Annotated in this window: 9 protein-coding genes; all 9 read left to right on the top strand. The window is 60.6% G+C overall.

The window, feature by feature from the left end:
* Positions 1-29 precede the first annotated feature (29 nt).
* The 9 genes from FJ404_04625 to lepB (FJ404_04585) all read left to right on the top strand — a co-directional run bounded on the left by FJ404_04625 (position 30) and on the right by lepB (FJ404_04585) (position 12,288).
* Positions 30-1,322, top strand: a complete 1,293-nt coding sequence (locus FJ404_04625) for a branched-chain alpha-keto acid dehydrogenase subunit E2 (protein ID MBM3822172.1) — start codon at positions 30-32, stop codon at positions 1,320-1,322.
* Positions 1,323-1,360: 38 nt separating this feature from the next.
* Positions 1,361-2,779, top strand: coding sequence for a dihydrolipoyl dehydrogenase (gene lpdA / locus FJ404_04620; protein ID MBM3822171.1), 1,419 nt, complete (start codon positions 1,361-1,363; stop codon positions 2,777-2,779).
* Between the two features lie 171 nt (positions 2,780-2,950).
* Positions 2,951-4,372, top strand: a complete 1,422-nt coding sequence (tilS, locus tag FJ404_04615; GenBank protein MBM3822170.1) for a tRNA lysidine(34) synthetase TilS — start codon at positions 2,951-2,953, stop codon at positions 4,370-4,372.
* An 81-nt stretch (positions 4,373-4,453) separates the two neighbouring features.
* Positions 4,454-6,436 carry an ATP-dependent zinc metalloprotease FtsH gene (gene hflB / locus FJ404_04610; GenBank protein MBM3822169.1) on the top strand — a complete coding sequence of 661 codons (1,983 nt, stop codon included), beginning with the start codon at positions 4,454-4,456 and terminating at the stop codon, positions 6,434-6,436.
* A 112-nt stretch (positions 6,437-6,548) separates the two neighbouring features.
* Entirely contained in the window at positions 6,549-7,232 is a 684-nt protein-coding gene (gene rpe, locus FJ404_04605) for a ribulose-phosphate 3-epimerase (GenBank protein MBM3822168.1), read from the top strand.
* A gap of 21 nt (positions 7,233-7,253) precedes the next feature.
* Positions 7,254-8,666 carry a phosphoglucomutase/phosphomannomutase family protein gene (locus FJ404_04600; protein MBM3822167.1) on the top strand — a complete coding sequence of 471 codons (1,413 nt, stop codon included), beginning with the start codon at positions 7,254-7,256 and terminating at the stop codon, positions 8,664-8,666.
* Between the two features lie 51 nt (positions 8,667-8,717).
* Positions 8,718-10,508 (top strand): elongation factor 4, encoded by a 1,791-nt coding sequence (lepA, locus tag FJ404_04595; GenBank protein ID MBM3822166.1) that lies wholly within the window; start codon positions 8,718-8,720, stop codon positions 10,506-10,508.
* A gap of 23 nt (positions 10,509-10,531) precedes the next feature.
* Positions 10,532-11,719: a signal peptidase I gene (lepB, locus tag FJ404_04590; GenBank protein ID MBM3822165.1), complete on the top strand. Its 1,188-nt coding sequence runs from the start codon at positions 10,532-10,534 to the stop codon at positions 11,717-11,719.
* Positions 11,698-12,288, top strand: coding sequence for a signal peptidase I (gene lepB, locus FJ404_04585; protein MBM3822164.1), 591 nt, complete (start codon positions 11,698-11,700; stop codon positions 12,286-12,288). The genes lepB (FJ404_04590) and lepB (FJ404_04585) overlap by 22 nt, the downstream gene beginning before the upstream one ends.
* Positions 12,289-12,315: the final 27 nt, after the last annotated feature.

Raw genomic sequence — 12,315 nt, 5'->3', positions numbered from 1 at the left:
TCGCGGCTGCGGAGGGAATAACCATTGTTATGGATTTGAAATTGCCCCAATTAGGTGAAGGTGCCGAGTCGGGAGTCGTGGTGAGCGTGCTCATCAACCCTGGTGACATGGTCACGAAAGGGCAGACCATCCTCGAACTCGAGAGCGAGAAGGCCGTCGCGCCCATTCCCAGTTCCGAGACCGGCAGGGTGGAATCGGTGCGGGTCAAGCCTGGCGATCGCCTCTCCTATGGCCAGGTTATTGCCGTGTTGAGTGGCGGGAACGGATCCACCGCGCCTTCGGCTTCACCGCCTGTTGCTGGAGTGCAGCCCGCTCATGGGGCCGCACAAGCCGCCACACCGCCGGCCGCAGCCGGGGTGACCACCGGCGGCATGTGGAATTCAGGCGCCAACCTTTCCGGTCCGATGCCGTCCGCTTCTCCCTATGTGCGGAAGGTCGCCGGAGATTTGGGCATTGATTTGCGCCGCGTGCGGAGCAGCGGGACGGGGGGGCGGGTCACCCTTGCCGACTTGCGCGATTGGATGCAGCAATGCCTGGCTTTGGCAGAAGCGCCGCCGGCGGGTTCAAGCGCCGGAGCTTCGCCGGGCGCGGCCAAGCCGGTTTCCATTGATTTTTCCGCGTGGGGGCCGGTCCGCCGGCAGCCCATGAGCTCGTTGCGGAAAGTGATCAGCCGCCGGATGGTCGAGAATGCCTCCACCATTCCGCATGTGACGCAGTTCGACGATCTTGACGTCACGCGGCTCATGGAAGTGCGCCATCGTCACGCGAAGGCTTTCGAATCCAGCGGCGTCAAGCTCACGCTGACACCTCTGATTCTGAAGACCCTGTCCGGCGTGTTGATGCGACATCCCATCTTCAACGCGAGCCTGGACGAGGCGACCGAGGAGATTGTGTTCAAGGATCACGTTCATTTGGGCATCGCGGTGGACACGGAGGCGGGGTTGATCGTGCCGGTGCTCCGGGACGTGGAGCGCAAGAGTGTTTTGGAGATCGCGCGGGAGTTGGAGTCCCTGGCCCGGAAGGCGCGCGAGCGCAAGGTTGCGCCGGATGAACTCAAAGGCGGCACCTTTACGGTATCGAACCAGGGCGGGATCGGCGGAACCCATTTCACGCCGATCATCAACAAGCCGGAGTCGGCCATTCTCGGACTGGGGAGAAGTGCGGCCAAACCGGTCGCGGTGGAGGGCCGGGTGGAGATTCGCACGCTGATGCCGATCGCGTTGTCCTACGACCATCGATTGATTGATGGCGGCTCCGCGGCCCGATGGGTGGTGGATTTCGGCGCCTCGCTGTCCCAATTCGACGAGGCGCTTTTGCGTTGACCCCCGGCCAGTCCATTCGACAGGAGATCATCAATTTCATGGATCCAATCAAAACAGAAATCGTAGTGGTCGGGGCCGGGCCCGGGGGCTATGCCGCGGCGTTTTACGCGGCGGATTTGGGCAAAAAGGTGATCCTGGTGGAGAAGGAGAACCGGCTGGGCGGCACCTGCTTAAACAGCGGATGCATTCCTTCGAAGGCTTATTTGCACGCCACCCACATGATCGCGGAAGCGCGCGAGTCGGCGAACCGCGGCATTGTTTTCGCGCCGCCCACGCTGGACATGGCCAAGCTCAGAGCTTGGAAAGATGGCATCCTGCAAAAACTGAGCGGGGGCATCGCCACGCTGGCCCAGAAGCGGGGCGTGACGGTGATCAAGGCACGCGGTTATTTCGAGGACTCCTCGACGTTGAGGGTGGAGACCGAGTCCGGCCAGCAGTTTATTCAATTCGAGCAAGCCATCGTCGCGGTCGGATCCCGGCCGGCCCTGCCCAAGACGTTCGATCTGGGCAACAGCCGGATCATGACTTCGAAGGAAACTTTCGAGGTTGATGACGTCCCGGAGAACCTGCTCGTGGTCGGGGGCGGTTACATCGGCATGGAACTCGGCACCGTCTATGCCAGCCTGGGCAGCAAAGTGGTCTTGGTGGAAGCCTTGGATTCCATCCTCATGGGCGCCGATCCCGACTTGACGCGTCCGGTCATGGCTTATGCCAAGAAAGCGTTTCGAGAAGTGCGTTTGAAAGCCCGGGTCGAGCACATGTCCACGGCGGGCAAGCAGATCAAAGTCCTGATCGACCATGATGGACAGCGGAAGGAGGAACTCTTTGACCGAGTGCTCGTGTCGGTGGGGCGGGTGGCCAACGCGGAAGACCTGGGACTCGAGCATACCCAGGTGTCCCGGGACGAAAAGGGTTTCATCAAGGTGGATGGGCGCCAGCGGACCTCGGATCCGAAGATTTACGCGATTGGCGATATCGCCGGCGGAGTATTGCTGGCGCACAAGGCCTCTCGCGAAGCGCGGACTGCGGTCGAATCGATCACTGGAGAATCGTTGACGAGCGCCAACGCGATTATCCCGGCGGTCGTGTTCACGGACCCCGAGGTGGCGTGGTGTGGCCTGACTGAGGCCGAGGCGAAGACCAAAGGCATTGCCGTGCAAGTGACCAAGTTCCCGTGGGGCGCTTCCGGGAGGGCATTGACTTTCGACCGGGTGGACGGATTGACGAAGTTGATCGTCGAACCGGGGACGGAGCGCATCTTGGGTGTGGGCATCGTCGGGCATGGCGCCGGCGAATTGATCGGAGAAGCGGTGCTGGCGGTGGAGATGCAAGCCACCGTGCGCGATCTGGCGATGACGGTGCATGCGCATCCGACGTTGTCCGAGACCCTGATGGAAGCCGCTGAAGCCTTTTTAGGCCACGCCACCCACACCATTTCGAAGAAAACCGCGGCCTGACCGGATCCGAACGACCTTGCTTTCGCTGTCGGAGTGATTCCTTCTTGACGCCCTCGCCGGGTCGGGTGACCGGGCCCGTTCTGGCACTCCCTTTTTCGACGGGAGCCGCGTGCTTTCACGCGGCCCGCCGGGTGAAGGTTTAGCGGCGTTGAAACATCTGGAGCATCGCTCGTGAAACGAGACTCTCGTCGCAGCCCAAGCAACGACCCCGTGGTCCAGGCCATGCTGGACTGCTGGAAGGGGTTGTCTGCCAGCCTGGAAGAGCCGCAGGTGGTGGCCGTGTCGGGCGGGATGGACTCGGTCGTGTTGGCGAACGCGATGGTGGAAGCGTGGAGGAGGGAGGGCGGCGACCCGTCGAAGTTACACTTGGCGCATTTCAATCACCGTCTGCGGGGCGATGAGTCCGATCGAGACGAGGGCTTCTGCCGGAAGGAGGCCGCGCGATTGGGAATTCGGTTCCATCTCGGAGGTCCGGCCCCATTCGACCGAAGGGCTTCCGGCGGCGTTTCCGTGGAAATGTGGGCGCGGAAAGAACGGCATCGGTTCCTGGCTCGAGTGGCGAGGTCCGTGCAAGCGAAGCATGTGTTGCTAGCCCATCACGCGGACGATCAACTCGAGTTGCATCTGATGAGGCTGGCCCGCGGCACCGCGGGCTGGGGCGCATCGGGGATGAGGGAGTGGGGGCCGAGTGCCGAAGATTCCGCCGTGGTATTGGCGCGACCCTTTCTGGGATTGTCGCGGGCGGAATTGGAGGCATGGGCGAAGTCGCGGAGACTGTTGTGGGTGGAGGATTCGAGCAACGCGCATGTGACCATTCCGAGGAATCGGATTCGATCAGAAGTTCTGCCGGTGTGGGCGAAGGCGGAGCCTGGATCACTGGCTGCACGCGCGGGTCGGGTTTTGAGAGTGATGGGAGACGAATCGGAATTCGTTCGGCAGCGAGCGAGGGAGTGGTTGCGCGAGCCTGACGCTATTTTTGAGGATTTGCCCCCGGCTTTGCAGCGTCAGGTCATGGTTTTGGAGTTCGAACGACTGCAGATGAATCCGACCCTGGAAGACGTGGAGTTCTTGCGGACGAGAGCCCGGGTGCGCCGGAGCCTGAGGGGCGAGGGTCATGTGATCCGCACGCCCCGGGGCCGTCTGCAGTTCCTGCCCGCCCTTCGCGAGTATTCGAGGAGCCTGACGCTGGGGAAGGGAAAAGGACGGGGGAGCGCAGGCGCTTTCCAGTTCACATGGCACACCTTGGAGGGAGAGGAGGCGGAGGCGTTGCTGAAGCTGCCGTTTATTCCAGGGGAAGAGCGGATGGACTTGGACCGATGCGGCGAGGGATGGATCCTCCGGAATTGGAGGATGGGAGATTGCATGTGTCCCTTGGGGATGAAGGGAAGGAAGAAACTGCACGATATTTGGGTGGATCGGAAGTTTCCGCGATGGCAGAGGGAGGGTGCGGCGGTGCTGGTTGGCTTGGGGGGTGAGGTGGTTTGGGCGGAAGGAGCCGGCATCAGCGACCGGGTGAAGATTCGTCCCGGCACGCGCAGGCTTTTGGTCTGGAAGGGTTCGAGGACCGTGGGGGACGTCTTTGAAACGCCTTGAATTCAAGGCGCTTGGATTCTGGATTGTTCCTTGCGGGTCCGGTATTTCCGTGATACGTTACGTCGTTTAATAGGACGAGAAATGTCTGATGAAAATCGAAAGGGCGACTCTGGTCGCGGTGACAAGAGCAACGGGGATCCGAAGCTTCCTCCTCGAGCGTGGCTGATTTGGGTCGCCATTTTCGGGGCGATCATGCTCCTGGTCTTTTACAAAGACCGCACCGAGGATTCCACCGGCCGCATCAGTTACCTTAAGTTCACCCAGTTGGTGGAGTCCAACATGGTGAAGGGCGGCACGATCATCTTCAATCCGCAGTCGTCCGACCTCCGCCTGGTCGAGGGGGAATATTGGGAAAACGGCCAGTTGAAGCGGTTTACGCTGAAAGCGTTTATCAAGCCGGATCTTCAAGAGAAGCTGATGTTGAAGGGCTTCGAAACGCGCGAGCCCAACACGCTGCTCATCAATTTCGTCTACGCGATTCTGCCGTTCATTTTCCTGGCGCTACTCGTGTATTTCTTTTTCGTCCGGCAGATCAAGATGGCGGGGAAGGGCGCGTTGAGTTTCGGCAAGAGCAAGGCGCGGATGCTCAGCAAAGAGAAGAATCGCGCGACCTTCAAGGACGTGGCGGGCATTGAGGAGGCCAAAGACGAGGTTTCCGAGCTCGTCGAATTTCTCAAGGATCCGAAGAAGTTTCAGAAACTGGGGGGCCGTATTCCGAAAGGCATCTTGATGGTGGGCGCACCCGGAACGGGGAAGACCTTGCTGGCGAAAGCCATCGCGGGGGAGGCGGACGCCTCGTTCTTCAGCATCAGCGGCAGCGATTTCGTGGAGATGTTTGTCGGGGTGGGAGCGAGCCGGGTCAGGGACATGTTCGAGCAGGCGCGCAAGCACACGCCGTGTTTGATTTTTATCGACGAGATTGATGCGGTGGGGCGGAGCCGCGGCCATGGTTTGGGCGGGGGCAATGACGAGCGCGAGCAGACGCTCAACGCTTTGCTGGTGGAAATGGACGGGTTCGACACTCAGGAGGGCATCATCATCATTGCCGCCACCAATCGACCTGACGTGCTGGATCCCGCCTTGCTGCGTCCGGGCCGGTTTGACCGCCAAATCACCGTGAGTCTGCCGGATGTGAGGGGGCGCGAGGCCATTCTCAAAGTGCATGCGCGGAACGTAAAGCTCGACAGCCATGTGGACTTGGCCGTGATCGCGAGGGGCACCCCGGGCTATTCGGGCGCGGAGTTGGCGAATCTGCTGAACGAAGCCGCGTTGCTTGCGGCCCGGACGAATAAAAAATCCATCGGCATGAAGGAACTGGAGGAGGCGAGGGACAAGGTCCGCTGGGGACGCGAGCGCCGCAGCCTTGCCATGACCGACGTGGAGAAGAAGTTCACCGCCTGGCACGAGGCGGGTCACGCTCTGGTGAGCGTCTTGCTCGAGCACACGCACCCGTTGCACAAGGTCACCATCATTCCCCGCGGTCAGGCGTTGGGCGCCACGATGTCGCTGCCCAAAGAGGACGTCTTGAACCGCCGCCGCAAGGAGATGCAGGACATGATTGCAGTGACCATGGCCGGGCGCATCGCGGAGGAAATTGTGTCGGGAGACATCTCGACCGGGGCTTCGGGAGACATTCAGCAGGCGACCCATCTGGCACGGGCGATGGTTTGTCACTGGGGCATGAGCAATTCTCTGGGCATGGTCCAGTACGGTGACAATCAAGAGTACGTGTTCCTGGGGCGGGAAATGATCCGCAGCAAAGATTACAGCGAAAAGACCGCGCAGGAGATCGATGCCGAGGTCAAGCGTTTGATCGACGAAGGCTATCAACGGGCGCGAGATCTGATCGCGACCCATCACGATAAGCTGGAACTGATCGCGAATTCACTTCTGGAATACGAGACCCTGGATGGAGAGCAGGTGCGCGAGATCGTCAAGACCGGCCAGTTCACGCCTCCCACCTTGCCACCTCAACCCCCACCGTCGACGGTCGAGGCCGCCAAGCCGGTGCCGCCCAAAATCGAGCCCGGCCTGGATGGGAGTCCCGCACCCGCACCCGCGTGAGCGGATGGTGTTGCGATCCGGGAGCGGATCCGAAGGACTATCCAGGCGGATCCGCGGGTGATGGTTACAGCCCGCCTTGCCTCAAGGGGCCTCCCGACATGCCGAGCATTCCATGACACCCATCATTGCGCCCTCCCTGCTGGCTGCGAATTTCGGGAAACTATTCCAGGAAGCTGGACGCGCTTCCCGGTCCGGGGCGGAGTGGCTTCATCTGGACATCATGGACGGCCATTTCGTGCCGAACATTTCATTCGGTCCCGATGTGGTGAGACGGCTGCGGCCGGTAGTCCGGATGTTTTTCGATGTGCATTTGATGTGCTCGAAACCGGAGATTCTGCTGGAGCCGTTCGTGAAGGCCGGGGCGGAGTTGATGACGATTCATGCCGAACTGGACGAGCGGGTGGCGCCTCTGCTTTACAAAATCAAGTCCTATGGCGTAAAGGCCGGCCTGGCCTTAAATCCGGCCACGCCCTTGCAAGCTGCTCTGCCGCACCTCAAGCGGGTCGATTTGATCTTGATCATGACCGTGAACCCCGGCTTTGGCGGGCAGCCGTTCATTGCGGAGTGTCTGCCGAAAATCCAACAGGCTCGGCGGCTGCGGGAGGACAAGCAACTGAACTTCCGCATCGAGGTCGATGGCGGCATCAACGAGAGCACCGCGGCAGAATGCGCGGCCGCGGGGGCGGACACCTTTGTCGCGGGCACGAGCTTGTTTGGACAGCGAAGTTTCGCGACGGGGGTGAGAAAGCTGCGCAAGGCGGTGCATCGCGCCGAGGCCGCCGCGCGAAAGTCCTGACGATCCTGGAACCTCATTCGCATGGAGAACATTCGATTTGGAACGGACGGATGGCGGGCCGTGATTGCCGAGGGCTTCACGTTCGACAACGTGGCGCGGGTGGCGGACGCCACGGCGAGGGTTTGGTTGAAGGAGCCCACGGCGGGACGGAGAAAGAGGGTGGTGGTCGGATTCGACCGCCGATTCTTAAGTGATCGCTTCGCGAGGACGACGGCGGAAGTCATGACGGCCCGGGGCTTCGAAGTGCTGATGTCCCCGGCGCCGCTTCCGACTCCGGCGTTGTCTCTGGCCGTGGTCGAACACGAGGCGGTTGGAGGAGTGATGCTGACCGCGAGCCACAATCCCCCCCGGTTCAACGGATTCAAAGTGAAGGCCCATTTCGGGGGCTCCGCGGACCCGGCGCTTTGCCAGCGGATCGAGGCGTGCTTGGAGCTGGAAGTCCCCGCAGGGGAAGCCCGGGAGGATGCGATCGAGATCCACGATTTTACGACCGCGCACTTGCGGCGTCTAAAGCAATTGGTGGACTTCAAGCTCGTCGCGGGATCCGGTCTTCGCTTCGCGCACGAGGCGCTGTTTGGCGTGGGGGCGGGATGTTTCGACCGATTGTTGAAGGGCACGAGTTGCCGTGTGACCACGCTGAATGCAACCCATGATCCCTTCTTTGGCGGCATTAATCCGGAGCCGGTTCCGGCGAATTACTCCCGCTCCAGCGCCTTTCTTCGCAAGCATCCGCACGACCTGTGCCTGGTGACGGACGGCGACGCCGATCGGGTGGGCGGGATGACGGGGCGGGGCGGGGCGCTCACCACGCACGCGATTATCGCCCTGCTCTTGCGGCATTTATCGGTCCATCGCGGACTCCAGGGCCGGGTGGTGAAGGCGCTGACGACCACGTCCATGATCGACAAGATGTGCGCCGACGCCGGCTTGCCCCTGGTTGAAACCGGAGTGGGTTTCAAGTACATCGCGGCGGAGATGTTGAAGGGGGGCGTGCTTCTCGGGGCGGAGGAGAGCGGAGGGATTGGTTTTCCGGGACATATCCCGGAGCGGGACGGCATTCTGGCCGGTCTGATGCTGTTGGAAATGCTGGCGGTGGAGAGGCGACCTTTGGAAAAACTGCTCGCGGGCCTGGAAAGGAAATACGGTCCGCATCGCTACGCCCGCTTGGACACGCATTTTCCGGTCGAGCGCCGGGCGGAGTTGATGGAAGCTTGCCGGAACCATCCGCCCGCGAAACTGCTGAATTCGCCGGTGGAAAAGGTGCAGAGTTTTGACGGGGTGAAGTACACCGCGAGGGATGGTTCGTGGCTGATGGTTCGGGGATCGGGGACGGAACCGGTCTTGCGGATTTATGCGGAGGCGGCGACGGAGGCGGGAGCGGCCCGGATGGTGGAGACGGGGAAGCGGATGGCCCGGAGAATCTGCTTTTCATGAGCGTTTCGGCCATTATGGTCACGCGGTTGTTTTTGCGGTAGTCGACATAGCATGGACACGGCACATATTCGGAATTTCAGCATCATCGCCCATATTGACCATGGGAAGACGACCCTTTCGGACCGCCTCCTTCACCGGACGGGCACCGTGGCCACGCGCGAGATGCAGGACCAGCTACTGGACTCGATGGATTTGGAGCGGGAGCGCGGGATTACGATCAAAGCGCATCCGGTCACGATGCTTTATCAGGCGAAGAACGGCGAAACTTATGAGCTGAACCTGATCGACACTCCGGGTCATGTGGATTTTTCCTACGAGGTGTCGCGAAGCTTGAGCGCGTGCGAGGGCGCGCTGTTGATCATCGACGCGGCGCAGGGTGTGGAGGCGCAGACCGTGGCCAACGTTCATCTGGCCATGAAGCAGAAGCTGGAGATCATCCCGGTCATCAACAAGATTGATTTGCCGCACGCCAATGTGGAACTGACGAAATCGCAACTGGAGGACATTCTGGCGATTCCGGCGGACACCGCGATTCTGGCCAGCGCCAAGGAAGGCATCGGGATCGAGGATATCCTGGAAGCGATTGTGGCGCGGGTGCCGCCGCCCAAGTCCACCAACGAACGTTCGATGCAGGCGCTGTTGTTTGATTCTTACTTTGACACTTACAAGGGCGTGGTCACGCACGTGCGTGTGTTCAATGGCGAGCTTCGGGCCGGATTGCAGGTGAAGATGCTGCATTCCGGGAAGACGGTTGAGATCAAGGAGGTGGGAAGCTTCAATCCGAAGCCCTACGTTCGCGAGAAGCTGGAAACCGGCGAGACCGGTTACATCACGGCGAACATCAAGACGCCCAAGGACGTGAAAATGGGCGACACCCTGACCGATTCGCGACTTCCTTCACCGGCCCTGCCGGGCTTTCAGGAAATCAATCCGATGGTGTTCAGTGGAATTTATCCGATCAACACCGCCGATTACGAGCACTTGAAATCCAATTTGGCCAAGCTCCAGCTCAACGACTCCGCGTTTGTCTACCAATCCGAGAGTTCCGTGGCGCTGGGATTCGGGTTCCGGTGCGGTTTCCTCGGGCTCCTGCACCTTGAAATCGTGCAGGAACGGCTCCGGCGCGAATACGACATGGACATTATCGCGACGTATCCCAGCGTGGTTTACGAGGTTGTGATGTCCAACGGGGAGGTGAAACATATCGATAATCCGGCGTATCTTCCGGAGCCGAATTACATCGCCGAGATCCGGGAACCCACGGTCCAAGCCTTCGTCATTTGTCCCAATGAATCGATCGGCGACATCATGGCTTTGATTTCGGAGAAGCGGGGTACGGTGGTGCATACCGAAACCCTGGACTCGCGCCGGGTGATGCTCACCTGCGACCTGCCGCTCAACGAAATCCTCATTGATTTCCATGACCGCATCAAGAGCATCACGCGCGGGTTTGGCTCGATGGATTACGAACTGGGGCCGTTGAAGGCTTCGGACATGGTCAAACTGGACATGCTGGTCAATGGGGAAACGGTGGATGCGTTTTCGTGCATTGTGCACCGGGACAAGGCCGAATACCGCGGGCGCATGCTGGCGACGAAGTTGAAGGAAGTGATTCCGCGGCAGCAGTACCAAGTTGCCATTCAAGCTGCGATTGGGGGGAAGTTCATCGCGCGCGAAACCGTGAGCGCCCTGCGAAAAGACGTGACGGCGAAATGCTACGGCGGTGACATTTCGCGGAAGCGCAAGCTGCTCGAGAAGCAGAAGGAGGGCAAGAAGAGGATGAAATCCATCGGCAGCGTGAACATTCCGCAGGAAGCCTTCATCCAGGTCCTCAAGTCCTGAGCCCGGAATCCCCGGACTGCCTTATGGAAACGATGCGATGGATTTTCAAATGGTTCACGAGCCGGACTTTTCGCCAGGCGGTGGAGTTTGGAAGCCAGGTTCGCAAGGTGCGCCAGGCTCAGCGCGACCTCCTGGCTCCGGACGCTCTGGCGGAATTGGACGAGGCCAGGCGTGTGTTTCGCGCCCAGATCATGACGGCCTCCGGGCGTGAGCCGATCATGGCGGCGGTCACGGTGCTGGAGGAAGTCGCCAACCGCCGTTTGAAGCCGTATCCGAGCCCCAGCCTGCGGGAACACATCGAGATGCTGCTGGTGGTGGCTTCCGTCGTGCTGGCCTGCCGGGCGTTTTTCTTTCAGCCCATGGCGATTCCCTCGGGCTCCGCCCAGCCCACGCTCTGGGGCATTACCACGGAAAACCTGCTGCACCGCCCCGAAATCAAGAATCCCACCGGGCTCAAAAAATGGGCCGAGTCGTGGTTGTATGGGCGAAAGTACTACCGTGTGGTCGCGGAGGCCGATGGTCAGGTCCGGGACATGCGCGATGCGAAAACGATTTTTCCCTTCATCAAACGGCTGACCTTTGTGGTGGGGGACAAGCCCTATCATGTTTGGTTTCCTCCGGAGAAATTCTACGAGTACGCCGGACTGTATCCCGGTCAGGCTTTCAAATCCGGTCAGGACATGGTTCGATTCAGGATGACGAGCGGGGATCATTTATTTGTGAACACTCTGACCTACAATTTTCGCCAGCCTCGGCGGGGCGAAACGGTTGTGTTCGAATCCCGGACCAAAGAAGGTCTGATCAGGCATACCCATTACATCAAGCGACTGGTGGCGATGGGGGGCGAAAAGGTGCAAGTGGGAGACGACCGCCACCTGGTCATCGACGGCAAGCGTCTCGACTCCTCGACGCGGTATTTCGAAAACTTGTATGCCTTTTCCCCATCCAGCCGGCCAAAGACGGACGTTTGGTCGGGGCATGTCAACGACACCGTGGCAAGGCAGAACGGAAAAGGGGGCATTGCGCCACTCTTCCCCGATGGGAAGGCGGAGTTCGTGGTGCGTCCGGGGCATTATTTAACCATGGGCGACAACACCATGAACAGTCATGATTCCCGGGCCTGGGGTGACTTTCCGAGGGAATACGTGATTGGCAAGTCGGGCTTCGTGTTCTGGCCCTTAAGTGACCGATTCGGGTGGCACGTGGACTGAACGGCATCTTGGCGGCGGCGTTTGCGGCGGTGGTTTCCGGCCTCGCGGTAAGGGCCTTCTTCATTTATCCCGCGACCATTTCCTCGGCATCGATGGCGCCCGCGCTGGAGCCAGGAGACTGGGTATGGATCGATCAGTGGACGTTTCATTGGAGGCGCCCGGGGCGAGGCGACATCGTCGCATTTCGAGGATCGCCCGGGATCCCGGGACTCGATGCGGGGCGTATTTACCTCAAACGATTGGCGGGGTTACCGGGTGAGCGAGTGTCCATTGAAGACGATGGCCGGCTGGCGATTCGATCCCGTTCAGACAGTCCGGGGGCAAGCTCGAACGATTTTCGATGGGGTCTGGTTTCCGGGGGATATGCTCATGCGGAAGCGCTGCGGGCCGCAGGGAGCGACCCTGCCATGGCTCGAAGATTTCCCAACGGCCAAAGCTTCGTCGTGTTGGGAGATCGAGAGGTGCTTTTGCTCGGGGACAACACCCTGTCGAGTCACGACGGGCGCGCTTGGGGGCCGACGCCGCTCGAACGGGTGGAAGGTTTGGTGCGAGTTTGGAGGATTCGGTGATCGGGCCGTGTATCCCGATGTTGTTGG

The sequence above is a fragment of the Verrucomicrobiota bacterium genome (genome assembly GCA_016871495.1).
Classification (GTDB): domain Bacteria; phylum Verrucomicrobiota; class Verrucomicrobiia; order Limisphaerales; family VHDF01; genus VHDF01.
Note: the sequence above shows the minus strand (reverse complement) of the source record. Positions and strands in the feature narration are given on the sequence as shown.